This window comes from Brevibacterium ihuae (genome assembly GCF_900184225.1).
Taxonomy (GTDB): Bacteria; Actinomycetota; Actinomycetes; order Actinomycetales; family Brevibacteriaceae; genus Brevibacterium; species Brevibacterium ihuae.
Genome location: NZ_FXWZ01000003.1, coordinates 1,376,654 through 1,402,562, shown reverse-complemented (window position 1 = coordinate 1,402,562; position 25,909 = coordinate 1,376,654). Strand labels below are relative to the sequence as shown.

Sequence of the window (25,909 nt, the reverse complement as noted above, 5' to 3'; positions counted from 1 at the left end):
GTCGACAAGTCGACGACGATGCGGCTGCTCATCGACTACCTGCGCCCCACGACCGGGAGCATCCGGGTCCTCGGCGAGAACCCGCGCTCCGGCGGCCCGGCACTGCGCCGGCGACTCGGCTACCTGCCGGGCGAGCTCACCGCCGCCGGCACGGCGACCGGGCGGCAGGTCCTCGAGTTCTTCTGCCGGCTCAATGCCCCTGCGGCGATCGGGCAGATCGACGCGTGGTGCGAGCGCCTCGGCGTCGACCCGCACCGGCGGATCCGCACGCTGTCGAAGGGCAACAAGCAGAAGCTCGGCGTGATCCAGGCCTTCATCCACGAACCGGAGCTGCTCATCCTCGACGAGCCCACCTCGGGCCTCGACCCGCTGCTCCAGCACGAGTTCCTCACGATCACCCGTGAGGCGGCGGAGACCGGCGCGACGGTCCTCCTGTCCTCCCATGTGCTCGGCGAGATCGAGCACATCGCCGAGCACGCGGCGGTTCTCAACCGCGGACGCCTCGTGCGCGAGGCCTCCGTCGCCGACCTCCGCCGCGATGCCGGACACGATTTCAGCGCGCTCCTCCGCGAGCCCGACCGTGAGCTCCTCGCGAGGGAGTCAGAGCGACTGTTGGGCGCCGAGGTGGCCGCAGGTCTGAGCACCCGCGAGCTCGCCGCGGGGATCGTCGAGGTGACCGGGCAGGTCCCTGGGTCCGTCGAGGCCGACCGGGTCGTCGCCCTCCTCTCCGCGTTCGACGTCGTCGACTTCACGTTCCGGCAGCGCGATCTCGAGGACACGGTGCTCGATCTCTACCGGGAGCAGCCATGAGCGATCGACACTTCACCCAGGACAGCACCCCCGCCGCCGAGGCCCGCGTCACCGCTGGGACGCCGGGGACCGGCGGGGGGCTGACGCCGGGTGGGACGACGGAACAGGGCGGGCCACCGGCCTCGAATGAGCCGTCGGCACCAGCCGGAACCGCCCGGCGTGCCGCCCACGAACGTTCGGAGCGCCTCCACCGTGATGCCGCTCGGCGAGCTGCACCCCTCGCTCTGCTCCGCCTCACTCTGCGCAACGGGTGGCGGGCGCTGCTCCTGTGGTGCCTCGCGATCGCCGGGATCGGAACGCTCTACCTCGCGCTCTACGGCTCCATGGCCGAGGCCCTCACCGTCGACACCGCCCTCATGGAGTCGTTCCCGCCGGAGATCCTCAACGCCATCGGCGGAGCGGCCGCGCTCTCGTCGGGCGCGGGATACGTCCAGGCGACGTTCCTCGGTCTCCTCGGGTTCGCGGTGAGGTCGGTCGCGGCGATCGGCTGGGGAACGAAGGCGATCGCGGGACCGGAGGAGGCCGGGGACCTCGAGCTCCACCTCTCCCACGGGATCTCCCGCCTCGACTACGTCCTGCAGGCGACGGCGGCGGTCGTCGTCCGCTGCCTCGCGCTCGCCGCGACCGCGGCGCTCGTCATGGCGGTGCTCGACGGTCCGGGCGACCTCGGGCTCGAGACGACCGGGATCCTCGCGGCGGGGACCTCGTACTTCCTCCTCCTCGTCCTCGCCGGGTGCGCAGCGTTGGCGGGCGGCGCGGCCACGGGACGCCGGGTCGCGGCCACCGGGGCGGGCGCGGCGGTAGTCGTCGGGTCCTACCTGCTCAACGCCGTGGGGTCGCAGAGCGAGGACACTGCCTGGATGCTCGATCTGTCGCCGTACCGCTGGGCCTACGGCCACGAACCGCTCGCCGAGGGCTGGTCGGCCGCTCCCCTATGGGTGCTCCTACTGCTCGCGCTCGTGTGGGCGGCAGGAATCATCCGCTTCCTCCGCCGCGACCTCGGCCGCTGACGCGCGGCGGCACTGCGCGGGGCCGGCGTCGGACACCACCCGCACGGGCGTGACCGGGAGCACGGCACCGCCGCACCGTCACCGGACCCGGCACATGCGGGCACGGAGGCGGGGAGGCAGTGGCAGGTACGTGCTGAGCGGCTCGGCCCCTCCCGCACGAGGGAGTGTCGGGGACCGCGGGCTCAGTCGGGGACGTCGAGCGGCGCCTCCGGCTCCGGACCGCGGCGGAACCGGCGCCCGGAGACCTCGTCGGCGTCGAGGCGGACGAAGAACCGCTTGACGGTCGGCACGAACGGCCGGAGATCGAGCTCCTCGGCCGCATCGATCTCCGCCTCGGTCTCGAGCGTGCGCACCGGGCCGCGCACGATGACGCTCCACACCTCGTCCTCGGCGACGTCATCGACCTCGAACACCGCCCGGCCGGCGATGAGGCTGCCGGCGAGCTTGGTGCCCGGAGCGGTGCGGAAGGTGATCTCCCGTCCGGCCGCGTGGTAGTTGATGGGGAAGATCTCCACCTCGCCGCCGACGCTGAACACCAGCCGCCCGTAGTCCTTCCCTTCGAGGAGCGCGAGGCTCTCCTCCTCCGGCAGGTCCTGCACGGGATTCTCGCGGCTCATGGGTCCTCCTCGCTGGGGGGGTTCTCGAACACCTGCCCCCTCCTGCGGGGCGAGAGGCGCCCGGTGTGATGCACAGCACTCTAGCGCCGGCCGCCCGCAGGCGGGAGCCCATCCGCTCCGCAAGGCGATCCGTCTCGAAGTCGGCGCGGCCCAACGGTGCGGGACCTGCGGGCAACGACCGGCTACCAACCGGTAACCGTCAATTGTGACTGCCGCCACCCCACGCCGTACACTGGGGGCAGACCCCATCCCTGAACGATCGATCGAGGAAGATCCCATGGATAACCTGCTGAGCAAGGAAGAACTCGAGTTCGCACAGCACATGCGCGAGTTCTATCGCACCGAGATCCCCGAGGACATCCGTCGTCGCAATGCGATCGGCGAAGAGCTGAGCAAAGAGGACATGGTCACCTCGATGCAGATCCTCAACAAGCACGGCTACGCGGTGCCCAACTGGCCCGTCGAATGGGGCGGCCAGGACTGGACCCCCGTGCAGCGCCACATCTGGCTCGAGGAGATGCAGCTCGCCTCCGTGCCGTCCCCGCTCGCGTTCAACGCCTCGATGGTCGGCCCGGTGATCGCGACCTTCGGCAGCCAGGAGATCAAGGAGCGCTTCCTCCCGAAGACCGCCAACCTCGACATCTGGTGGAGCCAGGGCTTCTCCGAGCCGAATGCCGGGTCGGACCTCGCCTCGCTCAAGACCACCGCGGTCAAGCAGGGCGACAAGTACATCGTCAACGGCCAGAAGACGTGGACCACGCTCGGCCAGTACGGCGACTGGATCTTCATGCTCGTGCGCACGGATCCGAACGTCAAGAAGCAGGCGGGCATCTCCTTCCTCCTCATCGACATGACGACCCCGGGCGTGACCGTGCGTCCGATCCAGCTCATCGACGGCGGCCATGAGGTCAACGAGGTCTTCTTCGAGAACGTCGAGGTCCCGGTCGAGAACCTCGTCGGCGAGGAGAACAAGGGCTGGACCTACGCGAAGTTCCTGCTCGGCAACGAGCGCACCGGCATCGCCCGGATCGGCGCCTCGAAGGTCGCTCTCGCGCGCGCCAAGGCCTACGCCGCGACCACCCGCACCCCGCGCGGCACCCTGCTCCAGGACCCGCTCTTCGCGGCCCGCCTGGCCAAGGTCGAGGCCGAGCTCACCGCGCTCGAGTTCACCCAGCTGCGCATCCTGTCGACCCAGTCGGCCGGCTCCGACAAGCCCGACCCCCGCTCCTCGGTGCTCAAGCTGCGCGGCTCCAAGCTCCAGCAGGACATCACCGAGCTGCTCGTCGACGTGCTCGGCCCGCAGGCCCTCGACTTCGTCGACTCCCGCGAGGTCGCCGACGGCTTCACCACGCTGCCGCCCGGCGCCCCGGACGCCCTCAAGGCGTACTTCAACTACCGCAAGGTGACGATCTACGGCGGTTCGTCCGAAGTCCAGCGGTCCATCATTTCCAAGGCTCTGCTCGGCCTCTGAGCCACGACGCAATCGTAAGGAGAATCGCCCCATGGATCTCGAACTCAATGATGTCCAGCAGGAGCTCGGCTCGACCGTCGCCCGCCTGCTCAAGTCCAAGTACGACGCGGGCACCCGCGACGAAATCCTCGCCTCCGAGAAGGGCTGGAGCGAGGAGATGTGGAACCAGTACGCCGAGATCGGTCTCCTGGGTCTGCCCTTCGCCGAGGAGCACGGCGGCGCCGGAATGGGCTTCGCCGAGGTGGCCGTGGTCATGGAGGAGTTCGGCCGCGCCCTCGTGCTCGAGCCCTACCTCGCCACCGTCGTGCTCGGCGGCGGACTGGTGAATGCCGCCGGCACCGACGCGCAGAAGGCGGAGATCCTGCCCGGCGTGTCCGAGGGATCGACCTTCCTCGCCTTCGCCGGCCAGGAGCCGAACAGCCGCTACGACCTCACCGCCCCGGCGACCACCGCCGCCGTGTCCGGCGACGAGGCCACCCTCACCGGTGAGAAGTCCGGCGTGCTCGGCGGGGACGCCGCCACGCAGTTCGTCGTCTCCGCAGCCGTCGACGGCGGCGTGGGACTGTTCCTCGTCGACGCGCAGGCCGAGGGCGTGACCGTCGACGTGCGCACCCAGGCCGACGGCCTCAAGACCGCCTCGGTCCTCTTCGAGAACGCCCCGGCGACCCGCCTGGGCACCGGCGACGCGAGCGATGCGATCACCCGGGTCATCGACACCGCCAACGCCGCACTCGCGGCCGAGGCCGTCGGTGCGATGGAGGCCTCGCTCAAGATGACCGCGGAGTACCTCCACACCCGCGAGCAGTTCGGCGCGCCCATCGGCCGCAACCAGGTGCTCCAGCACCGTGCGGCCGACATGTACGCCACGCTCGAGGGCGCCAAGAGCATGGCGCTGTACTCCCGGCTCGCGGTCACCCAGGACGTCGACGGCACCTCGAAGTCGCGTCACACCGACGTCGTCGCCGCGAAGATCATCATCGACGACGCGGCCGAGCAGATCAGCCAGGAGTCGATCCAGATGCACGGCGGCATCGGCATGACGATGGAGTACCCCATCGGCCACTACGCCAAGCGCCTCACCGTCATCCCGCGCACCTTCGACGACCAGAAGTCGCTCACCGCGGAGCTCGCCGAGCTCGGCGGACTCATCGAGCCCGAGGCTGCCGACGTGAGCTGAGTCCCGCCGAGGTCCGCACGGGCCCAGTCGGAGCACGACAGAGCCCCTCGGAGACCCCGAGGGGCTCTGTCGTGCGCGCGGGCGATCCCGGCGGCCGGCGTCAGTGTCGTTGCATGGCAGTCAGGTCCGTTGCATGCAGGTCCGCAGGACGCCTGAGAGGCGGATGGCGAGCCTGCACCGCAACCCGGCACCGGACCCTGCGTGCCGGCCGCCGGGCCGGCCGGGCTCAGTGGCGCGGCGGGCGGAACCGGTCCTGCGGATCCTGGCCGGGAGGGTTCTGCCCCGGGAAGCCGCCCTGCTGGCCGGACGGGTACGGACCCGGCCCGTGCTGACCGGACGCGGGCTGACCGGGCATCTGCGTCCCGCCGTGCGGGTGACCTCCCGGGTGACCGGGGTTCGGCTGCCCGGTCGATGGACCGGCAGGTCCGCCGGAGCCGTACGGTCCCGGCTGCTGACTCCCCGCGCCGTACGGCCCGGGCTGCTGCTGGCCGGAACCGGGCTGCGGACCGGATCCGTACTGCCCCGGTGCGGGTCCGGAACCGTACGGACCGGGCTGAGCTCCCCCGTGCTGCCCCGGCACGGGACCGGAGCCGTACGGCCCCTGAGGACCGGACCCGTAGGGACCGGGTACCCCGCCCGAGGCGCCCGGGTATCCCTGTCCCCCGGGGCCACCGGGATATCCCTGCCCGCCGGGCGCGCCGTACTGAGCACCCGGAGCACCGAAGCCGACGCTCTGCTGCTGCCGCTTCTTCTTCCGCGACATCACGATGAGGACGATGACGAGCGCGGCGATGGCGAGGAGGACGACGGCTCCGACGACGATGAGGATCCACCAGGGGAAGCCGGAGGCCTCCGCCTGTGCGGTGAGCTCCTCGCCCTCGAAGGTCTGGAGGTCCCACGACGCGGTCGAGCCGTCGACCTGGGCTCCCGGTGCGTCGAGGACCTTGCCCGGGAAGGTGAAGGTCATCACCGATTCGTCGAGCATCGACCGCATGCTGTCGACCCCGCCGCCGCCGAAGCCGCCCGTCCCGCCGAAGCCGCCCGGCGAGGTCCCCATGTCGATCGCGGGCATGACCACCGGGTTCGGCATCGACATCGAGATCGTGCCGTCCTGCTCGGAGAGGGACAGCTGGGAGATGAAGCCGAGCTCGTCCTCGGTGAACTGCGAGGGATCGACGTCGTCGAGCGTGAACTCCACGCCGAAGTAGAGATCGTCGGTGACCTCCGCGAAGGTCACTCCGCGATCCGACATGTCAGGGATGTCCGCGGTCATCTCCGCGAGCGCGGTGTCCGGGGACTCGCCGAGGTCCTCGACGGCAGTCTTCTTCATCATCACCGACATCGTTCCGGAGAGCCGCAGCTCACGGCTGACGTCGACGTCAGCGTTGAGCTTGACGCAGCCGGTGAGGAGGACGAGCAGCAGAGCGAGGAGAGCGACCACGACCGGGCGGGAACGCCGCGGGACGACGACGCGGGAGTCGACCGGACGCAGGGACGGTGGGGAGACCGGGATCATGGCCGAACCTTTCGTCGATGAGTGCTGGCTCAAACCTATGCGGCAGGCGGCTTCCCGCGCCACCGTGAGCCCCGGGTCATCAGACGAGCCGGGCGGAGGAGCGGACGCGGCGAGCCCCTCGGGACCGGTCGGCACACATCGGAAGGAGGGCGGTCAGGATCCCGGTACGCGCTGGCCGAAGGCGTGCCGGCGGATCCACGCGTGCATCGCGATCGCGGCTGCGGCGGCCGCGTTCATCGAGCGCGTCGAACCGTACTGCTCGATCGACAGCACGGACTCGCAGGCGGCATGGGCTTCATCGGTGAGACCGGGGCCCTCCTGGCCGAACAGGAGCATGGCGGACTCGGGCAGGTCGAACGTCTCGAGCGGAACCGAGTCGGGGAAGTTGTCGACGCCGATGAGCATCAGACCGCGGTCGGCGCACCAGGCGGCGAGCGCCGCGGCGTCGGGATGGTGGTGGATGTGCTGGTACCGGTCGGTGACCATGGCGCCCCTGCGGTTCCAGCGCCGCCTGCCCACGATGTGCACGGCCGCCGCGTTGAAGGCGTTCGCGGTCCGCACCACCGAGCCGATATTGAGGTCGTGCTGCCAGTTCTCCACGGCGACGTGGAAGGCGTGGCGGGAGCGATCGAGGTCGGCGACGATCGCCTCGAGCCGCCAGTACCGGTAGGCATCGACGACGTTGCGCCGGTCGCCCTCGGCGAGGAGTTCGGGATCCCAGTGGTCGCCGTCGGGCCACGGCCCCTCCCAGGGACCGACGCCGACGGGCAGGCGCTCCGGGGAGCCGTCCTGCCCGTCGGTATGCGAGGTGGTCACCGCGCGCCCGGCTTCTTCCGCCTGGACGCCGCGGACGAGGAGCCGCCGGAGGTTGACTTCGTCGCCGCCGACTTCTTCGCGGTCGCGGATTCGCCGGACTTCGCGGTCGCCGCGCCGGACTTCGCAGCGGCTTTCTTCCCCGCCGTCGCCGACTTCGCACCGGAGGCGGTCTTCGCGGACGCCTTCGCAGCGGACTTCGCGGACCCAGCGGACTTCGCGGACTTCGCATCCTTCTCGTCCGCATCGGCGTCCTCGTCGGTGTCGGCCGCCGCAGCCGACTTCGCGTTCTTCGAGGACTTCGGCGTGGCTCCCGCGCGACCGGAGCCGCGGAGGAGATTGCGGCTGTAGGCGGCGGAGGCGAGCGCGAAGGCGATGAGGCCGGCCACGAGCACGGAGCCCAGCGCGATGAGCCCCTCCCACCACTCAGCCTGGGAGGCGAAGTAGCGCAGCGGGGTCGCCACCGGAGCGGTGAACGGGATCCACGAGAGCCACCGGAGCACAGCGAAATCGGCGAGGAAGAACAGCGGGGCGATCGCTCCGCCGAGGAGCAGGAGCACGACGAGACCGAGGCCGATCCGGCGTCCCCGGGGCTTCGCACCGGTCGCCGCCCAGAGGAACAGCGAGAGGAACAGCAGGTGGGCGAGGATGAATAGTCCGGCGAACCAGCCGAGACCGGGCAGCATCGAGACCGCGAGCGAGGTGCGCGAGGCGATCGACAGTCCGAGCAGCAGCACGCCGACGGCGATGACGAGGTAGCCGAGCGACAGGAGCGTCAGCCCGTAGACGCGGCCCCAGGCGGCGGATTTCGCAGGGATCGTCGCGGCGAGGATCTCCGCGATCCGGCTGCGCTTCTCCACCCGCATGTTCGCGTACAGCGCGGCACCGAGCGTGAGCACCGAGGCGATGAGGAGGAACGCCATGCCCCAGCCGAGCGCGGTGGCGACCTCGGTGTTGACCGCCGGGGGCTCGAGATAGGTCACCGGCATCTGCGGGGCGAACGTGTCGAGCACGGCCGTCGGCTCGCTGTTGAGGGCGACGATCGTGTCGTTGCCCTGACCGGTGACGTCCGGGATCAGCGCGGCGTCGACCTCGCCGCTGCGGACCATCTCCTGCGCGGCTTCGACGCTCTCCGCATCGACCACTCCCATGCCGAGCTGCTGCTCGAACAGGGGCGCCTGCTCGCCGATCCCGACGACGGCGATCGTCGAATCGGCACCGCCGCCGGTTCGCCCGGCGTTGCCGAGGCCGATGACGAGGGCCGCGAGCACGCCGAGGCCGACGATGAGGGCGGTGGCATAGAACAGCGGACTGCGCGAGGTCGTGGTGGTCTCGCGGTTGGAGACGAGCCAGGCGGCCTGCCGACCGGTGAGGTCGCGGAACTCCGAGACGAGGCCCGTGCGCGGCTCGGTCGCCGGGTCCTGACGCTCCTCGCGGAGCTCATAGGGCACGTCGTCGTCATCGTCGATGCTCGCGACCTCGATGTCGTCATCGGGATCCCCGGCAGCGTCGGCGTCGGCGACGGGCTCGTCGACGGCGGGGTCAGCCGGGTCGGCGGGATCCGCGGCGGCGGTCCCGGTCGCACCCGGCTCCGCGGCATCGGTGCCCGTGGTCTCGTCCTCGACGAGGAACTCGTCGTCCTCGAAGCTGCCGAGGTCGGAGGAGAGGTCGGCGTCCTTCTTCGGGCGACCCGTGTTCGCGTCCTTGGGATTCGTCATCACACCTTCTCCTTGAACAGTTCGGCGAGGCTCGGCTCGACGGTGGTGAAGCCGCGCAGGCCCGGCAGACCGCTCACCGCGGCGCCGGCGGAGTCGACATCAGCCGCCTCGACGAGCACCCGGGTCCCGGTGCGCCGGACGGAGGTGACGCCCGGGCTCGCGGCGAGGTGCGCCTCGGCGGCGGTGGCCGCGGACTCATCGGCGAAGTCGACGCGGTAGCTCCGGTGGTCGGCCCGGAGCTCGTCGAGCGTGCCCTGCTGGGCGATCGCCCCGTGGGAGAGGACGATGATGTCGTCGGCGGCGGCCTGGGTGAGATCCCAGCTGTCGGAGGTGAAGACGACGGGCACGCCGGAGTCGGCGTGGTCGCGGAGCAGGTCGAACACCTTCTCCGCGCTCGCGGCGTCGAGGCCGTCGAAGGGTTCGTCGAGGACGACGACGTCCGGGTCCGCGGCGAGGATCGCGGCGATGTCGACCCGGGCGACCTCGGTGCCCGACAGGTGCGACAGGGGCGCGTAGGCGCGGTCGGAGAGGTCGAGGCGCGCGAGCAGGGTGACCGCATTGCGCTCCGCGGCACCCATGGTCATCCCGTGCAGCCGCGCGAAGTAGACGATCTGCTCGAGGACCTTCATCGACGGGTAGCCGCCGCGCTCAGCGGGCAGGTAGCCGAAGTTCTGGCGGTCGCCGTAGCCGAGCTCGTGGCCTTCGAGGGTCACGGTGCCGGAATCGGGCTCGACGAGCCCCATGATGACGCGCGCGAGCTCGGTCTTCCCGGACCCGCGCGGTCCGACGATCCCGGTGATGCGCCGCGCCTGCGCGGTGAATGACACGTCCTTGAGCCAGGTCTTGCGACCCGACTTGAGCGTGATGCCTGTGAGTGTGAGCACTGATCGTCCTTCTTCTTCCCAGTGGCCGCGCACGAGTCCGACCGAACGGTGCGCAGAGTCAAGTGTGTCCCGAGGGTGGGACATGCCACAAACCGAGCACGGGTCCGATCGTCGATTCTCCGCTGATTCCCGGTTCCGTCCGCGGATCGGCCCCGCGGAACGGCTCAGTCGAGTCCGAGATCGGCGGTGGTGAGCGCGGTGAGGTAGGGAAGGCCCTCGGCTTCGACCCGCTCCCTGGCCCCGGTCCCGCGGTCCATGACCACGGCGACGGCGACGACCTCGGCGCCGGCTTCGCGGAGCGCCTCCACCGCGGTGAGCACGGAGCCGCCCGTGGTCGAGGTGTCCTCGACGGCGACGACCCGCTTGCCGGCGACGTCGGGGCCTTCGACGCGACGGCCCATCCCGTGCTTCTTGGCCTCCTTCCGCACGACGAAGGTGTCGAGCGGGGTGCCGCGCACCACGGACCGGTGCATGACGGCCGTGCCGACCGGATCCGCGCCCATGGTCAGGCCGCCCACTGCATCGATCCGGTCGAGGTAGCCCTCACGGCCGAGGAGGTCGAGGACGACGTCGCCGATGAGCGGTGCGCTCCGGTGATCGAGTGTGACCCGGCGGAGGTCGAGGTAGTAGTCGGCCTCCTTGCCCGAGGACAGCGTCACCCGGCCGCGGACCACGGCGAGCTCGTCGATGAGTTTCAGCAGCTGGGCGCGGGATTCCGCAGCGGAGGTCGGAGACATGCCCTCATTCTACGAGGACGACTGCGGAAGACTGCGCACCCGGGAAACATGGTGAATACAGAAGTCCCGGGGCGCGGATACCGCGACATCCCGGGACTTCTGCAGCACTCCCCTCGAGTACCCGGACGCATCCCCATACGTCCGCTTCATTCGTCCGATCCCCACCGGACGAATGATTCCATTCCACCACAGGAATCCGACGCGTGTAAACCAGGAGTTCACTTCATTCGGTTACTCTCAGGTAGTTCACAAGTTTGCATAGACAACTGCGCATCCGTGCGGGTGAGCGCGCCGCGGACCGGACCACCGCAGCCCCGGCGAGCGACCCCTACCCGCAAGTAGACGTCGCCGGTTCCCGGTTCGCCGTCCTCCCCGGTGAGCGGTTCGCGACAGGGCATCCTGCCGGATCGCACGGGGCCGCCGGCCCCGCTGTCAGGAAGGACGCCGGCGGGACCGCCGGGTCATTCGGACCGCCCGGAACCCGCTGCTCACGCCGCGGATGAGCGGCCGCGGCGCCGTCTGCGCGATGAGGTAGGCGATCTTGTACTGCAGACCGGGGACGGACACCGCCTTTCCCGCGCGGGCGTCGGCCAGCCCTTCGCGCGCGACGGTCCGGGCGTCGACCCAGGCCACCGACGGCAGCTTCGACATGTCCACGCGCATCCGGTCGTGGAACTCGGTGTGCACGTAGCCCGGCAGCACCGCGGTGGCGGTGACCGGCGTGCCGGCGAGCTCCCCGGCGAGGTTCTCGGTGAACACCATGGCCGCCGACTTCGCCGCGGCGTACGCCCCCATCGTGGTGAGCGCCGCCATCGAGGAGACGGTGATGATCCCGCCGCGACCGCGCTCGAGCATCCGCTGCGCGGCGTGCCACGAGATCTGCTGCACCGCGACGTTGAGGACGCGGTCGAGGGCGGCGAGCTCGGCCGGATCGCTGCGGAGCGCGGAGTACGGCAGGCCATAGCCGGCGTTGTTCACCACGACGTCGACCCGCTCGTGCCCGATGAACGCGACCACCGTCGCGATGCCCTGCTCGCTCGCGAGGTCCGCCGACAGGACGCGCACCGGCACCCCGAACTCGTCCTCGAGCAGATCGGCGGTCTCCTCCAGCCGGGGCAGCGTCCGGGCGACGAGCACGAGGTGGTAGCCATCGGCGGCGAGCGCCCGGGCGAACTCGAGGCCGATGCCGCTCGTGGCCCCGGTGACGAGGGCGACCGGGACGTCTGCCGGACGCAGGGCGGCGAACGGACGGGCAGACCTGCGGCGCGGTGCGGAATCCATGGGGACAGCCTACGACGCGCGCCGGACGCCGCAGGAGGCATACTCGCGGCTGGGTGGAAGCGTGCGGCAGGGCCGCCGGATACAGTGGGTGGCATGCGAATCGCCACATGGAACGTCAACTCGATCCGGGCCCGGGCGGACCGGATCGGCGCCTGGCTCGACCGCTCGGACACGGACGTCCTGGCGATCCAGGAGCTCAAGTGCCGCGACGACCAGTTCCCCGCCGAGGTGTTCTCCGACCGGGGCTACGAGGTCGCCTTCCACGGGCTCAACCAGTGGAACGGCGTCGCGATCGCGAGCCGCGTGGGACTGGCGGACGTCGAGATCGGGTTCCCCGACGTCCCCGGCTTCGGCGAGAGCGCCGACGTCGAGGCGCGCGCCATCAGCGCCGACTGCGACGGCGTGCGCGTCCACTCGCTCTACGTGCCCAACGGCCGCGAGCTCGACCATCCGCACTACGTGTACAAGCTCACGTGGCTCGAGGCGCTCCGCGCCGAGGTCGCCCGGACCCTCGCCGACTCCCCTGAGGCGCCCCTCGTGCTGTGCGGCGACTTCAACGTCGCCCCCGAGGACGACGACGTATGGGACATGGCCGAGTTCGAGGGCGCCACGCACGTCTCCGAACCCGAGCGCGCAGCGTTCGCCGCGCTCCTCGACAGCGGTCTCACCGACGTCGCCCGGCCGTTCACCCCGGGCCCCGGCGTCTACACGTTCTGGGACTATCAGAAGCTCCGCTTCCCCAAGAAGCAGGGCATGCGCATCGACTTCCAGCTCGCCTCCGCCGCCCTCGCCGAACGCGCCGCGGACGCCTTCGTCGACCGGGAGGAGCGCAAGGGCAAGGGAGCCTCCGACCACGCGCCGGTCGTCGTCGACTACACGGTGTGATCCCGCCGCCGCCCGTGTTCCAGTTCCGCCATACTCGCCGCCGCACGGTGGTAGGGCGGGCGAGCCGTGACCTAGGCTGGACGGCATGAGCTACCCCAGCGATCCCTACCGCCGTCCGAACCCTCCGCAGGTCAATCCGCAGCCGGGCTCGGGTCAGGGCGCGCAGCCGGGTCCTGGGGCACCGCATCCCGGCGCCCGGCCGGGCGGCCCCGCAGCCGGCCCGCAGTCCGGCGCTCCCGGCGCACCGTCCCCGGGCGGGCCTCAGCAGAGCGGTCCGTACGGCGCACGTCCCCCCGGACAGCCCGGACCGTACTCCGCTCCCGGCGGCCGGGGCCCCGCCGGCTCCGCACCCCAGGGCGCGCCGGTCGGCCCTCCGCACACCGGCTCACCCGGCCCCGGTCCGCACACCGGAGCTCCGGCAGGCTATCCCGGCGCCGCACCGACCGGGGCCGGCGGGCACGGATACCCCGGAGCAGCGGCCGGCGGCGGCTATCCCGGAGCACCCGCAGGACCCGGATACCCCGGTGGACCGGGCGGCCCGCAGCCGCCGCGGAAGAAGCGCACCGGGCTGGTCGTCGGCCTCGTCGTGGGCGGGTTCCTCGTCCTCGCGCTGCTCGTCGGCGGCGGACTGCTCGCCCGGAACCTCCTCTTCCCCGCGAACGAGCCCGAGCCGCCGGAGACCCCGGTCGCCCAGCCCACCGAGGAGCCTGCGGAGCAGCCCACGGAGGAGGTCACGCAGGCGGCGGGCAGCGAGCCCGACCTGGCCGTCGGCGACTGCATCGTCAACCCGGACGTCGCCGGGTCCCTGCAGACCGTCGACTGCGATGAGCCGCACTTCGCCCAGGTGTACGCGCAGCAGGAGGTCGAGGGCGACTCCTATCCCAGCACCGGGACCCTGACGGAGAGCGCCCAGTCGTTCTGCCAGTCCGGGACGGCCGGCGCCCTCGATCCTGCCAAGCTCAGCGACGACTTCACCGCGAGCTACGTCATCCCGACCGCGGAATCGTGGGGCACCGGCGATCGCCACATCCACTGCCTCGTCCACCGCACCGATGAGAGCGACTTCTCGGAGAATCTCCTCCCCAGCTCGTGACGGCCTGCGCGTCCGCACAGCGAGGAGCGTCCCCGCGGTGATGTCACCGCGGGGACGCTCCCTCTCCGTTCCGGAACCCGTTCCGGGTGCTGGCCTTGCTCAGCCCACCGGGGTGATGACGAGACCGCCGGCCGCGGGATCCGCGTCGCCGTCCGCCGGGCGATCGACCCGGATGGTGTCGCCGTCGTGGACGACGCCGCCGAGGATCTCCTTGGCGAGCCGGTCGCCGATCTCGCGCTGCACGAGGCGGCGCAGCGGCCGGGCGCCGTACGCGGGATCGTAGCCCTCGAGCGCCAGCCATTCCGAGGCCGCCGGAGTGATCTCCAGGGTGAGCCGGCGTTCGGCCAGCCGCTCCTGCATCGCCGCGATCTGCAGATCGACGATGCGGCTGAGGTCCTCCATGGACAGCGGGTCGAACATCACGACGTCGTCGAGCCGGTTGAGGAACTCCGGCTTGAACGCGCGGTGCACGACGTCCATCACCGCCGACTCCCGCTGCTCCTTCTCGAGCGACTGGTCGACGAGGAACTGCGAGCCGAGGTTCGAGGTGAGGATGAGGATCGTGTTGCGGAAGTCCACGGTCCTCCCCTGCCCGTCGGTGAGCCGGCCGTCGTCGAGCACCTGGAGCAGGATGTCGAACACGTCCGGGTGCGCCTTCTCGACCTCGTCGAGCAGCACCACCGAGTAGGGCCGGCGGCGGATCGCCTCGGTGAGCTGTCCGCCGGTCTCGTAGCCGACGTAGCCGGGAGGCGCGCCGACGAGCCGGGACACCGAGTGCTTCTCGCCGTACTCGCTCATGTCGATGCGCACGAGCGCGCGCTCGTCGTCGAACAGGAAGTCGGCGAGCGACTTCGCGAGCTCGGTCTTGCCCACACCGGTGGGACCGAGGAACAGGAAGCTGCCGGTCGGCCGGTCGGGATCGGACACGCCTGCCCGCGACCGCCGGATCGCGTCCGACACCGAGGCGACGGCCGAGGTCTGGCCGATGAGCCGCTGACCGATGATCTCCTCGGCGCGGAGGAGCTTGTCGCGCTCCCCCTCGAGCAGCCGGCCGGCGGGGATGCCGGTCCAGGCGGCGACCACCTCGGCGATGTCGTCGGCGGTCACCTGGTCGCCGACCATCGCACGGGCGGTTCCGGCCGCCTTCTCCTCCGCCTCGGCGGCGGCGATCTCCTGCTCGACGGCCGGGATCTCGCCGTAGAGCAGGCGGGAGGCCGTCTCGAGGTCGGTGTCGCGGCGGGCGATCTCGGCCTGCGAGCGCAGGTCGTCGAGCTTCTGCTTGAGCTCGCCCACCCGGTTGAGGCCGGCGCGCTGGGTCTCCCACGTCGCGTTGAGTCCCGCGAGCTCCTCCTGCTTGTCGGCGAGGTCCTCGCGGAGCACCGCGAGCCGTTCGACCGAGGCGGCGTCGCTCTCGCGCTCGAGAGCCATCTCCTCCATTTTGAGGCGGTCGACGGCCCGGGTGAGCTCGTCGATCTCGATGGGGGCGGAGTCGATCTCCATCCGCAGGCGGGACGCCGCCTCGTCGACGAGGTCGATCGCCTTGTCCGGCAGCTGACGGCCGGAGATGTAGCGGTTCGACAGGGACGCCGCGGCGACGAGCGCGGAGTCGGCGATCGTCACCTTGTGGTGCGCTTCGTAGCGCTCCTTGAGGCCGCGGAGGATCGCGATCGAGTCCTCGACGCTCGGCTCGCCGACGAACACCTGCTGGAAGCGGCGTTCGAGCGCGGGGTCCTTCTCGATGTTCTCGCGGTACTCGTCGAGCGTGGTCGCGCCGACGAGCCGCAGCTCACCGCGCGCGAGCATCGGCTTGAGCATGTTGCCGGCATCCATCGCGGAGTCGCCGGTGGCCCCGGCGCCGACGACGGTGTGGATCTCGTCGATGAACGTCACGACCTGGCCGTCGGAGGACTTGATCTCCTCGAGCACGGCCTTGAGGCGCTCCTCGAACTCGCCGCGGTACTTGGCGCCGGCGACCATGCCTGCCATGTCGAGGCTGATGAGCGTCTTGTTGCGGAGCGAGTCCGGGACGTCGCCGGCGACGATGCGCTGGGCGAGGCCCTCGACGACGGCGGTCTTGCCGACGCCGGGCTCGCCGATGAGCACCGGGTTGTTCTTCGTCCGGCGCGAGAGCACCTGGACCACCCGGCGGATCTCGGAGTCGCGGCCGATCACCGGGTCGAGCTTCCCCTCGCGCGCGGCGGCGGTGAGGTCGACGCCGTACTTCTCGAGCGCCTGGAAGGTGTCCTCGGGGTTCTCGCTCGTGACCTTGCGACCGCCGCGCACCTCCGGCAGCGCGGCGAGGAGGCCGTCGCGGGTGACCCCGTTGCGGCCCAGCAGGGAGCGAACCGGGCCGGAGTCGGCCGTGGCGGCGATGAGCAGGTGCTCGGTGGAGATGAACTGGTCGCCGAGGGCGGCCATCTCCTTCTCCGCGGTGGTGACGAGCTGGAGGCCGCTGCGGGAGAGGCTCGGCTGCGCCTGGTTGGTGCCGGACACGCTCGGCAGGCCGGCGAGGACCTGCTCGACCTCGGAGCGCACGGCGGCGGAGCTCGCGCCGAGATGCTCGAGGAGCGCGCCGGCGATGCTCTCCGGCTGGGTGAGCAGGGCGAGCAGGATGTGTGCGGGGTCGACCTGCGAGTGGCCCCGGTCCACGGCGTCCTTCACCGCGGCCGAGAGCACTTCCTGCGACTTCGTCGTGAACTGTGCGGTCATGGATGGTGTCCTTTCGAATCCGTGCCTTCTTCGGGCGTCTGATGGGACAACATCACCAGGGTTGAGTCTATTCCGCTCAAGTCTGTATCCGGACGGAAATTCGGTGCGCGGCGGCCGGATGTCGGGCACCGGCCGCCCGGGTGGGCAGATCGTGGCAGCTCCGGGAGGTGCGGGTGGCCCGGGACCGGACCGCTTCCGTCTCCTGTCCGGTTGCCTCAGGTCGCCCGGGCGACCTCGATGAGCGCCTCGGCGAGCGGGGTGGGGCGCGGCCCGCGCCACACCGCGCGGATCTCGCGGCCGAGGTCGAGGCCGACCACCGGGATCGCGATGAGATCGTCGCGCCGGAGCGGTCCGGAGATCACGAGCTCGCTCAGCACCGCGGGTCCCGCCCCGGCCGTGACGCTCGCGAGCACGGCGGCGTTGCTGCCCGACTCGAGCGCCGGCGGCACCGGATCGTGGGCGGCGAGCGCCTCGTCGAGCGTGACGCGCGTGCCCGATCCCGGCTCGCGGACGACGAGCGGCGTGGCCGCGAGCTCCGCCGGGGTGAGGCCAGCGGTGCGCTCGGCCCACGGGTGGGCGGGTGGCACGACGACCACGAGCCGGTCCCGGGCCACGACGCGGGTGCGGAGCTCCGGATGCGCGTGCGGGGTTTCGACGAATCCCAGTTCGCAGCTCCCGGAGGCGACGAGCTCGAACACGTGGGAGGAGTTGTGGACCCGGAGGCGCACCTCGGCCTCGGGGTGCCCGCGGCGCAGCTCGGCGAGCCACCCGGGCACGAGGTGCTCGGCGACGGTCATACTCGCCGCGAGGTCGAGGTGGGCGGCGCGCTCGGCCGACAGCGCCTGGGTGACGGAGACGAACTCGCGGCCGGCGGAGAGCACGCCGCGGGCCCAGTCGACGACGACCGCGCCTTCCTCGCTCAGTCGGGAACCGCCCGGCCGACGCACGAGCAGATCGACGCCGATCCGGCGCTCGAGCGCCCGGATCGCGCGACTCGCATTGGGCTGGGCCATCCCGACCGCACGGGCGCCGGCACCCAGGCTCCCGTGCTCACCGATCGCGGTGAGGAGCTCGAGGACCGCAAGGTCCGGCCAGCGCATCGTCATATCACCAGGATATGCCCGGATGCGGGAATCGGGTCTACCGGCGGCCTCCGGACTCAGAGAGGCTGGAACGCATGCCCTCGATCGCCCAGGCCCCGCACTCCCACGCCGGAGCGACCCGTCGCGTCGTCCCCGGTCTGGGGCTCGCCGCCGTCGGGGTCCTCGCGGCGCTCGGGATCGCCGCCCTCCTGCCGACGGTGAGCGTCCTGCTCATCGCGATCGTCCTCGGGATCCTCACCCGCAATCTTCTCCCCCTTCCCGAGCAGGTCGAGCCCGGGCTCGCCTTCGCCGCCAAGCGCCTGCTCCGGGCGGGCATCGTGCTGCTCGGGCTCCAGCTCGTGCTCGGCGACATCCTCGGTCTCGGCGCCGGGATCATCGTCACCGTCGTCGCGGTCGTCGCCGTGGGATTCGCAGTCACGCTGCTCGCCGGCCGGCTCCTCGGGCTGTCGGGGACGCAGACGCTGCTCATCGCCTCGGGGTTCTCGATCTGCGGGGCGGCCGCGGTGGCCGCGGTGGACGGCGTCGTGCGCACCGAGGACGAGGAGGAGGTCGTCACCGCAGTCGCGCTCGTCGTCGTCTTCGGCACGCTCATGATCCCCGCGCTCCCGCTCGCAGCGGCCGCCCTCGGCCTCGATGCGGATGTCACCGGACTGTGGGCCGGCGCCGCGGTGCACGAGGTCGCCCAGGTCGTCGCGATCGGCGGCACCCTGGGCGCGGCGGCCCTGAGCGCGGCCGTGCTCGTCAAGCTCGCCCGCGTCCTGCTCCTCGCGCCGGTGGTGCTCCTCGTCTCCGCCCATCGCCGCCGCACCCTCCGCTCGCGCGCGGACGGCGAGGCCGCGACCCTGCCGCCCCTCGTCCCGCTGTTCGTCGCCGGATTCGTCGCGATGGTCGCGCTCCGCTCCACCGGGATCGTGCCCGCCGCGGTCGTCGATGCCGCGGGACTCGTGCAGTCGGCGCTCCTCGCGGCCGCGATGTTCGCGCTCGGCGCCGGAGTCCGGCTGTCGCTCCTCCGCCGGGTGGGCGCCCGGCCGTTCGCGCTCGCCGCGATCTCGACCTTCGCCGTCGCCGCCACCGGGCTGAGCGGGGTGCTCCTCGCCTCCTGAGCGGGGCAGCGCGGCCTGTCGGGCAGTGCTGCGCGACTTCCGGAGCGCGGCAGTGCGGACTCCTGCACGGGTACCGCACCGCCTTCCATCCGGACGCAGTATGGCGGCGGACCGCTGACGGCGTCCGTGCCATCGGGCACACTGGATCCATGAGCGAAGAGATCGTCCTCCTCAGCGTCGAGGACACCGTAGCCACAGTCACCCTCAACCACCCCGCCACCCGCAATGCGCTCTCCCTCGAGCTCATGCGCTCCCTCATCGACACGTTCCGGGCGCTCGGCGAGCGCACCGACGTCCACGCGATCGTGCTCGCCGCAGCCGGGCACGTGTTCTCCTCCGGCCACGACCTCAAGGAGGTCGGCTGCGCCGAGCACCCCGAGCAGCAGGAGATCTTCGAGACCTGCTCCGAGCTCATGCTCCTCATCCAGGAGATCCCGCAGCCGGTCATCGCCCGGGTCCAGGGGGTCGCCACCGCAGCCGGCTGCCAGCTCGTCGCGACCTGCGACCTCGCGGTCGCCTCGAGCGAGGCGCGCTTCGGCACCCCCGGCGTGCGCATCGGGCTGTTCTGCTCGACCCCGATGGTCGCGCTCAGCCGCGCCGTCGACCGCAAGACCGCCCTGCGCATGCTCCTCACCGGGGACATGCTGTCCGCGGAGGAGGCGCTCGCCCGCGGCCTCGTGTCCGACGTCGCCGCCCCCGGCGAGCTCGAGGACGCGGCCGCCGCGCTCGCGGCCCGCGTCGCGCAGGCGTCCTCGGCGACGGTCGCGATCGGCAAGCGGGCGTTCTACGAGCAGATCCACCTGTCGACCTCGGACGCCTACTCCCGGATGAGCCGGGTGATGGCCGACAATGCGGTGATGCCGGACGCGCGCGAAGGCATCGACGCCTTCCTCACCAAGCGCGAACCGCAGTGGCGCGGCCGGTCCTGATGACCGGTGCACGCCGGCACCGCTCCTGAGCACCTGCGCGGCCCCGCGCCTCGTCGCCCGCGCACACCACCGTGCGCACGCGACCGTGCGACGCGGCACTCCGTGCAGGAGTGAGACCGTGTGACGCGGCGCTCCGCCCTGTCCTAGGATCGGAGCATCCCGGCCGCGGCGGACTCCGCGCGAGCACCCCGGCCGCAGCCCTTCCGCCACCAGCGTCAGGATCCCAGTGAAGTACGCAGACTCCGTTCTCGATCTCGTCGGCAGCACCCCGCTCGTCCGCCTCAACTCGGTCACCCGCGGCATCCGGGCCACCGTGCTCGCGAAGCTCGAGTACATGAACCCCGGCGGCTCGATCAAGGACCGGATCGCGGTGAGCCTCATCGCCGACGCCGAGGCCTCCGGACAGCTCCGCCCGGGCGGCACGATCGTCGAGCCCACCTCGGGCAACACCGGCGTGGGACTGGCGATGGTCGCCGCGATCCGCGGGTACGACGCGGTGTTCGTCACCCCGGACAAGGTCGGCAAGGGCAAGCGGGACCTGCTGTCGGCCTACGGCGCCGAGGTCGTCGTCACGAAGACCAACGTCGCCCCCGACTCCCCCGAGTCCTACTACGGCGTCTCCGATCGCCTCACCCGCGAGCGCGCGGGCGCCTTCAAGCCCGACCAGTTCTCCAACCAGGCCGGGCCCGCCGCCCACTACCGGACGACCGGACCCGAGATCTGGAACGACACCGAGGGCAGGGTCAGCCACGTCGTCATGGGGCCGGGCACCGGCGGCACGATCACCGGCACCGGCCGCTACCTCCACGAGGCGTCCGACGGCCGCGTGCGCGTCATCGCCGCCGACCCCGCGGGCTCGATCTACGCCGACCACTCCGCGCAGCTCCACGGCTACTACGTCGAGGGCGTCGGCGAGGACATGATCCCCGACACCTACGACCCGTCCGTGCCGGACGGCTTCGTCACCGTCGACGACGCCGCCTCCTTCGAGATGACGCGCAGGCTCGCCGTCGAGGAGGGGCTGCTCGTCGGCGGCTCGTCGGGCATGGCGGTCGTCGCCGCGCTCGAGGTCGCCCGCGACCTCGACGAGGACGCCGTCGTCGTCGTCGTGCTCCCGGACTCCGGCCGCGGCTACATCGACAAGATCTTCAACGACGAGTGGATGGACGAGCACGGCTTCGCCACCGCCGCCCGAACCGGCGGCGACGTCGTCCCGAGCGGCGGTGAGGTCGAGGACACCCGCGATGCGGGCCGGGCGAGCGGCACCGCCGTCGCGGACGTCGTCTCCGACCTCGGGCTCACGCCGGGTGAGTACGCCTGCACCGGACCGGACACCCCGCTTTCCCGCGCGGTGGCCGAGCTCTCCGGAGATGTGCTCCTCGTCGCGGACCCGGACGCCGCCACCGAATTCAACATCTACGGCGCCCTCGAGCGCACCGCGCTCACCTCCCTGCTCCTCGGCGACGCGCCGGTCGACGGCCGGACGGAGGTCGGGACCCTGACCGACTCGCTCATCGAGCTGCCGAAGGTCGGCACCCGCCAGGAGGCCGCGACGCTGCGCGAGAAGCTCCGCACCGCGCCCGCCGCCCTCGTCTACGACTCCGGGCGACCTATCGCCCTCATCGACCGCACCGCCTTCGCCCGCTGGGCCGCCGACCGAAAGGACTTCCAGTGACCGAGAACCCGATCGTCGACTCCTTCTCCACCAAGGCCATCCACGCCGGGCAGGACCCGGACCCGCGCACCGGTGCGGTGATCCCGCCCCTTCACATGAGCTCGACCTACAAGCAGGACGGGGTGGGCGGATTCCGCAGCGGCTACGAGTACTCCCGCAGCGCCAACCCCACCCGCGATGCTCTCCAAGCGCAGCTCGCCGCGATCGAGGGCGGCAGCCGGGCCTTCTCCTTCGCCTCGGGCCTCGCCGCCGAGGACGCGCTGCTCCGCGCGCTCACCGCGCCCGGCGACACCATCCTGCTCGGCAACGACGCCTACGGCGGCACCTTCCGGCTCATCAACGCGGTGTTCGGCCAATGGGGCGTCAAGCACTTCGCGGTCGACCTCACCGATGCGGGCACCGCCGCCGCGGCGATCGCCGCGCACCGTCCGAAGGTCGTCTGGGTGGAGACGCCCACGAATCCGCTCCTCAACGTCGTCGACATCCGCGAGACCGCGCGCCTGGCCCACGAGGCCGGGGCGATCCTCGTCGTCGACAACACCTTCGCCACCCCCTACCTGCAGAACCCGATCGCCCTCGGGGCGGACATCGTCGTGCACTCGGTGACGAAGTACCTCGGCGGCCACTCCGACGTCGTGGGCGGTGCGCTCGTGCTCGCCGACGACTCCCACGCGGAGGCGATCGGCTACATGCAGAACGCCGCCGGAGCGGTGTCGAGCCCGTTCGACGCGTGGCTGACCATGCGCGGGATCAAGACGCTCGCGGTCCGGGTCAAGCAGCACAGCGCGAACGCCGCGGCTCTCGTCGAGGCGCTCACGGGCCACCCGAAGATCGAGCGGATCCTCTACCCCGGCCTCGAATCGCATCCCGGCCACGCGGTCGCCGCCGGGCAGATGCGCGAGGGCCTGTTCGGCGGGATGATGTCGATCCAGGTGAGCGGCGGGCGCGCGGCAGCCCGGGACCTCGTCGCTCACACCGAGGTGTTCACGCTCGCGGAGTCGCTCGGCGGCATCGAATCGCTCATCGAGTACCCGTACGACATGACCCACGCCTCGGTCCAGGGCACCGACCTCGAGGTGCCGGAGAACCTCGTGCGCCTGTCCGTGGGGATCGAGGACGCCGAGGACCTCATCGCCGACCTCACCCGCGCCCTCGACCGCATCTGACCCGAACAGCAATTTCCGAAGGTTCCTGAGAGCCGATCCGCACTTCTTCGCAATCTCACGCGCGGTCGTCCAGCGCGGTCCTCAGCCGCCGGGCGCGCGGTCCGCGGCCGCGGGGCGTGGTCCACGAGCGCTGTCCTCGGCCGCCGGGCGCGCGCTGCCACGGACACACCGGCCAATGCCCTGCCCGGCAGCCCGAGCCGATTAGCCTGGGAGTGAAGAAGGGGAGTGCATGTCGATCGTCGTCACCGGAGCATCGGGGTTCATCGGGCGCGCCGTCGTCCAGCGGCTGCTGGACGAGGGCCGGCGCGTCGTCAGCCTGGGCCGCACCGACCCCGGGATTCCGGGCCTGGCGCACGTGACCTGGGATGTCCGTGAGGCCGCCGGCCCGGAGGTGCTCCGCGCGCTGCCGTACCTCGAGACGGTGATCCACTGCGCCGGGATCGTCGACGACTGGGCGGACGCGGATGAGCTCCACGCGGTCAACGTCATCGGGACACGGCACGTCCTCGACGCCTTCCCCGGTCAGCGCATCATCCATCTCTCCTCGACCGAGGTCTACGATCCGCAGCGGGACCACGACCGCCTCTACGAGGAGGCCGGCCCCGTCGCCGAGGCGCGCTACCCCTCGGGCCCGGAGCTCTCCAAGGCGCTCGCGGAGACCGTCATCCAGCGGGTGCGCCCGCAGACCCTCGTCCTCCGACCCTCCGTGGTCTACGGCCCGGGGGACACCACCCTGTTCCCCCGCCTGCGGGCGATCATCGAGGGCGGCCAGCTGCGGATCCCCGGCGGCGGGCGCAAGCGGATCACCCTCACCCACATCGACACCCTCGTCGAGGCCGTGCTCGCCGGGATCGCCCGGCCGGATGTCTCCGGCCCGATCAACGTCGGCGACCCCAAGCCCTATGTCCTCAAGGAGGCGCTCCTCACCTACCTGGCGCGCGCAGGCGAGGAGCGGGTCGTCCTCGACGAGGTGCCCGCGGACCTCGCGATGGCCCGGGCCTGGTATGCCGAACGGCGGGCGCGCAAGAAGGGCACCCGGCCCCCGATCACCCGCACCACGATCCGGCAGGTCATCCACGAGCGCACCTACGACCTCACCCGCCTCGAGCAGCAGCTCGGCTGCACCGGGGTGCAGCACCTGGCACCGCGCCGCGCCTGATCCGCCCCCGGGCGCCGAACCGGCGACGCCCGGGACACTCAGCGAAGGGAATCCGCCATGGACGAGCAGCAGACCCCGAATCCCGGCGCGAACGCGCGCACGGGCATGGACTCCGACGAACGCTCGGGAGCAGGCCCAGCCGGCGGCGGAACGGCCGGCGCGACGCTGAGCGAGGAGACGCGCTCCCGGATCCTGCGCGCCGTCGACGCCCGCTTCGACGACGAGGTCCGGTTCATCCAGGAGCTCGTCCGGCACCCGTCCCGGCGCACGGCGGAACGTTCCGCCCAGGACCTCATGGAACGCGCCATGGCGGAGCGCGGTCTCGAGATCGACCGGTGGGCGCTCGACCCGGTGGAGCTCTTCGCGCATCCGGGTGCCGGATTCGTCGAGGTGCCCTACGACGACGTGGAGAACGTCGTGGGCACGTATCGTCCGGTGACCGAGAGCGGGCGATCGCTCATCCTCAACGGCCACATCGACGTCGTCCCCGAGGGACCCGAGGACCAGTGGTCGCGCTCCCCTTGGGATGCGGAGGTCCGCGACGGCTGGTTGTACGGCCGCGGCAGCGGAGACATGAAGGCCGGCCTCGCGGCGAACCTCTTCGCGCTCGACGCGATCCGCGAGGCCGGGTTCGCCCCATGCGGCCGGATCCACGTCGAGTCCGTCGCCGAGGAGGAGTGCACCGGCAACGGCTCCCTGTCCGCGCTCATGCGCGGATACACCGCCGAGGCCGTGGTCATCCCCGAGCCCGAGGAGGACATGCTCGTCCGCGCGAACGTCGGCGTCATCTGGTTCCGCGTCCGCGTGACCGGGCGTCCCACGCACGTGCGCGAGATGGCCACCGGGTTCAACGCGATCGATGCCGCCTACTTCGTCGTCGGCGAGCTTCGCGCCCTCGAGGACCGGTGGAACGCGGAGAAGGCGCAGCACCGCCACTTCGAGGACCTCGACCACCCGATCAACCTCAACGTCGGGATGATCCGCGGCGGCGACTGGGGTTCGAGCGTGCCCGCCTGGTGCGAGGTCGACCTCCGGTGCGCGCTCTATCCCGGCACCAGCGCGGATGCCGGCTGGGCGGCCATCACCGAGGCGCTCGCCGCGATCACCGCGGACGCGAACGGGAATCCGATCACCGCCGCTGCGACCCGGACCGGCTTCTACGCCGAGGGCTACGTGCTCGAGGAGGGATCGGACGCCGAGGCGGTGCTCGAGCGCGCGCACCGCGCCGCGTTCGGGGCGGAGCTCGAGTCGTTCACCACCCCCGGGTACCTCGACGGGCGGGTGTTCGTCCAGTACGCCGACATTCCCACCCTGGTGTACGGCCCGATCTCCCGAGCGATCCACGGCAACGACGAATGCGTCGACCTCGAGTCGGTGCGGCGGATCACCGGATCGATCGCGCTCTTCATCGCCGAATGGTGCGGTATCGAGGAGCGCGCCGAGGGGGCCTGAACCACCCCCGGTCGCGGAACCGGCGAGGCCCGGGACGCCGTCAGCGACCGAACTCCGCCAGCGCCTCCCCGGTGAGGCGGAAGGTGTCCCATTCCTCCTGCGGGAACGCCCCGACGCTGCGGTAGAAGGCGATCGAGGGAGCGTTCCACTTGAGCACCGACCATTCGACGCGGGCGTAGCCGCGCTCCACCGCAGTGCGGGCGAGCTGCTGGAGCAGGGCCTTGCCGAGTCCGCCGCCGCGCGCCTCGGGCCGCACGAAGAGGTCCTCGAGGTAGATCCCGTGGACGCCCTCCCAGGTCGAGTAGTTGAGGAACCACAGCGCGAAGCCGTCGATCCGCCGCCCCGAGCCGGCGGGCGCCTCGGCGACGTGGGCGAAGATCGCCGGACGCGCGCCGAACAGCTGTTCGCGCAGCGTGTCCGCGGTGAGTTTGACCGTCTCCGCGGGCTCCTTCTCGTAGATCGCGAGCTCGACGACGAGGGCGTGGATCTCCTCGACGTCGGCGGGTTCGGCGGGGCGGACGACGACTGCGGTCATGGGTGGTCCTTCGGGTCGGGTCGGAGCGGGGAGAGAGCGGGTAGGGGACGCGAGCTCGGTGCGATG

Annotated in this window: 22 protein-coding genes; 12 read left to right on the top strand and 10 right to left on the bottom strand. The window is 71.5% G+C overall.

The window, feature by feature from the left end:
* The first annotated feature begins 18 nt into the window (after window positions 1-18).
* Together C1A17_RS11580 and C1A17_RS11575 are read left to right on the top strand one after the other, a co-directional pair.
* Window positions 19-810 (top strand): ABC transporter ATP-binding protein, encoded by a 792-nt coding sequence (locus C1A17_RS11580; protein WP_101653117.1) that lies wholly within the window; start codon window positions 19-21, stop codon window positions 808-810.
* Window positions 807-1,820, top strand: a complete 1,014-nt coding sequence (locus C1A17_RS11575; protein ID WP_101653116.1) for an ABC transporter permease subunit — start codon at window positions 807-809, stop codon at window positions 1,818-1,820. Before C1A17_RS11580 ends, C1A17_RS11575 begins: the two co-directional genes overlap by 4 nt.
* A 182-nt stretch (window positions 1,821-2,002) precedes the next feature.
* On the opposite strand, the gene C1A17_RS14255 is transcribed toward C1A17_RS11575, so the two are convergent.
* Window positions 2,003-2,437, bottom strand: coding sequence for a pyridoxamine 5'-phosphate oxidase family protein (locus tag C1A17_RS14255; protein WP_180953316.1), 435 nt, complete (start codon window positions 2,435-2,437; stop codon window positions 2,003-2,005).
* 277 nt (window positions 2,438-2,714) lie between these two features.
* On the opposite strand from C1A17_RS14255, the gene C1A17_RS11565 reads away from it, so the two are divergent.
* Both C1A17_RS11565 and C1A17_RS11560 read left to right on the top strand, forming a co-directional pair.
* Window positions 2,715-3,908 (top strand): acyl-CoA dehydrogenase family protein, encoded by a 1,194-nt coding sequence (locus C1A17_RS11565; protein ID WP_101653114.1) that lies wholly within the window; start codon window positions 2,715-2,717, stop codon window positions 3,906-3,908.
* A 31-nt stretch (window positions 3,909-3,939) separates the two neighbouring features.
* The gene (locus tag C1A17_RS11560) at window positions 3,940-5,085 is read left to right on the top strand and encodes an acyl-CoA dehydrogenase family protein (RefSeq protein WP_101653113.1); all 1,146 of its coding nucleotides are present in this window, start codon (window positions 3,940-3,942) and stop codon (window positions 5,083-5,085) included.
* A gap of 226 nt (window positions 5,086-5,311) precedes the next feature.
* On the opposite strand, the gene C1A17_RS11555 is transcribed toward C1A17_RS11560, so the two are convergent.
* The 6 genes from C1A17_RS11555 to C1A17_RS11530 form a co-directional block, all read right to left on the bottom strand.
* Window positions 5,312-6,601 carry an LppM family (lipo)protein gene (locus tag C1A17_RS11555; RefSeq protein ID WP_101653112.1) on the bottom strand — a complete coding sequence of 430 codons (1,290 nt, stop codon included), beginning with the start codon at window positions 6,599-6,601 and terminating at the stop codon, window positions 5,312-5,314.
* A gap of 153 nt (window positions 6,602-6,754) precedes the next feature.
* Window positions 6,755-7,417, bottom strand: coding sequence for a TrmH family RNA methyltransferase (locus C1A17_RS11550; protein WP_101653111.1), 663 nt, complete (start codon window positions 7,415-7,417; stop codon window positions 6,755-6,757).
* Window positions 7,414-9,132 carry an ABC transporter permease gene (locus C1A17_RS11545; RefSeq protein ID WP_101653110.1) on the bottom strand — a complete coding sequence of 573 codons (1,719 nt, stop codon included), beginning with the start codon at window positions 9,130-9,132 and terminating at the stop codon, window positions 7,414-7,416. The genes C1A17_RS11550 and C1A17_RS11545 overlap by 4 nt, the downstream gene beginning before the upstream one ends.
* Complete coding sequence (locus C1A17_RS11540) at window positions 9,132-10,016, bottom strand: ABC transporter ATP-binding protein (protein ID WP_101653109.1); 885 nt, start codon at window positions 10,014-10,016, stop codon at window positions 9,132-9,134. The genes C1A17_RS11545 and C1A17_RS11540 overlap by 1 nt, the downstream gene beginning before the upstream one ends.
* A 164-nt stretch (window positions 10,017-10,180) precedes the next feature.
* Complete coding sequence (gene pyrE / locus C1A17_RS11535; RefSeq protein ID WP_101653108.1) at window positions 10,181-10,753, bottom strand: orotate phosphoribosyltransferase; 573 nt, start codon at window positions 10,751-10,753, stop codon at window positions 10,181-10,183.
* 432 nt (window positions 10,754-11,185) lie between these two features.
* The gene (locus tag C1A17_RS11530) at window positions 11,186-12,034 is read right to left on the bottom strand and encodes an SDR family NAD(P)-dependent oxidoreductase (protein WP_101653107.1); all 849 of its coding nucleotides are present in this window, start codon (window positions 12,032-12,034) and stop codon (window positions 11,186-11,188) included.
* Between the two features lie 93 nt (window positions 12,035-12,127).
* On the opposite strand from C1A17_RS11530, the gene C1A17_RS11525 reads away from it, so the two are divergent.
* Complete coding sequence (locus C1A17_RS11525; protein WP_101653106.1) at window positions 12,128-12,919, top strand: exodeoxyribonuclease III; 792 nt, start codon at window positions 12,128-12,130, stop codon at window positions 12,917-12,919.
* Between the two features lie 85 nt (window positions 12,920-13,004).
* Window positions 13,005-14,012, top strand: coding sequence for a septum formation family protein (locus C1A17_RS11520; RefSeq protein ID WP_101653105.1), 1,008 nt, complete (start codon window positions 13,005-13,007; stop codon window positions 14,010-14,012).
* Window positions 14,013-14,111: 99 nt separating this feature from the next.
* Here the strand turns inward: C1A17_RS11520 and clpB are convergent, their stop codons facing one another.
* A complete protein-coding gene (clpB, locus tag C1A17_RS11515; protein ID WP_101653104.1) occupies window positions 14,112-16,721 on the bottom strand; it encodes an ATP-dependent chaperone ClpB in 2,610 nt (869 codons plus the stop codon).
* A gap of 215 nt (window positions 16,722-16,936) precedes the next feature.
* Window positions 16,937-17,827, bottom strand: a complete 891-nt coding sequence (locus tag C1A17_RS11510) for a LysR family transcriptional regulator (protein WP_101653103.1) — start codon at window positions 17,825-17,827, stop codon at window positions 16,937-16,939.
* Window positions 17,828-17,898: 71 nt separating this feature from the next.
* On the opposite strand from C1A17_RS11510, the gene C1A17_RS11505 reads away from it, so the two are divergent.
* The 6 genes from C1A17_RS11505 to C1A17_RS11480 all read left to right on the top strand — a co-directional run bounded on the left by C1A17_RS11505 (window position 17,899) and on the right by C1A17_RS11480 (window position 25,308).
* On the top strand, window positions 17,899-18,927 hold the full coding sequence (locus C1A17_RS11505; RefSeq protein ID WP_101653102.1) for a YeiH family protein: 1,029 nt from the start codon (window positions 17,899-17,901) through the stop codon (window positions 18,925-18,927).
* Window positions 18,928-19,076: 149 nt separating this feature from the next.
* On the top strand, window positions 19,077-19,856 hold the full coding sequence (locus C1A17_RS11500) for an enoyl-CoA hydratase (protein ID WP_101653101.1): 780 nt from the start codon (window positions 19,077-19,079) through the stop codon (window positions 19,854-19,856).
* A 226-nt stretch (window positions 19,857-20,082) separates the two neighbouring features.
* The gene (locus C1A17_RS11495) at window positions 20,083-21,531 is read left to right on the top strand and encodes a pyridoxal-phosphate dependent enzyme (protein ID WP_101653100.1); all 1,449 of its coding nucleotides are present in this window, start codon (window positions 20,083-20,085) and stop codon (window positions 21,529-21,531) included.
* Complete coding sequence (locus tag C1A17_RS11490; RefSeq protein ID WP_245873720.1) at window positions 21,528-22,697, top strand: cystathionine gamma-synthase; 1,170 nt, start codon at window positions 21,528-21,530, stop codon at window positions 22,695-22,697. Before C1A17_RS11495 ends, C1A17_RS11490 begins: the two co-directional genes overlap by 4 nt.
* A gap of 229 nt (window positions 22,698-22,926) precedes the next feature.
* The gene (locus tag C1A17_RS11485) at window positions 22,927-23,856 is read left to right on the top strand and encodes an NAD-dependent epimerase/dehydratase family protein (RefSeq protein WP_101653099.1); all 930 of its coding nucleotides are present in this window, start codon (window positions 22,927-22,929) and stop codon (window positions 23,854-23,856) included.
* A 105-nt stretch (window positions 23,857-23,961) separates the two neighbouring features.
* A complete protein-coding gene (locus C1A17_RS11480; RefSeq protein WP_101653669.1) occupies window positions 23,962-25,308 on the top strand; it encodes an ArgE/DapE family deacylase in 1,347 nt (448 codons plus the stop codon).
* A gap of 40 nt (window positions 25,309-25,348) precedes the next feature.
* Here C1A17_RS11480 and C1A17_RS11475 read toward each other — a convergent pair whose 3' ends face one another.
* A complete protein-coding gene (locus tag C1A17_RS11475) occupies window positions 25,349-25,843 on the bottom strand; it encodes a GNAT family N-acetyltransferase (RefSeq protein WP_101653098.1) in 495 nt (164 codons plus the stop codon).
* Between the last annotated feature and the right edge of the window lie 66 nt (window positions 25,844-25,909).